Below are 231 nucleotides of genomic sequence, written 5' to 3' on the forward strand. Positions count from 1 at the left end.
GGCGCCTGGCGCGTCGTCACCGCCGAGACCGAGGCGCGCCCGATCTCCCAGCGCAACGAGGACCGCTCGATCACCACCCTGGTCGAGAGCCAGTACTACGTGCTGGCCTCGGTGCAGGAAGACCACGACGCCACCCTCGCCTATGTCCGCCGCGCCGTGGGCAAGACCGACGCGCCGCTGCACTCCTATTTCGCGCTGGTGGCCGATGACCCCTCGGTCCAGATCGTCTCC

1 pseudogene is annotated in these 231 nt (G+C 69.7%); it reads left to right on the top strand.

What is annotated here, in order from left to right:
- Positions 1-231 (top strand): annotated as a pseudogene (locus H2O73_RS24405) (2',3'-cyclic-nucleotide 2'-phosphodiesterase); the annotation flags it as partial.

This window comes from Vibrio marinisediminis (genome assembly GCF_014050145.1).
GTDB lineage: Bacteria > Pseudomonadota > Gammaproteobacteria > Enterobacterales > Vibrionaceae > Vibrio > Vibrio marinisediminis.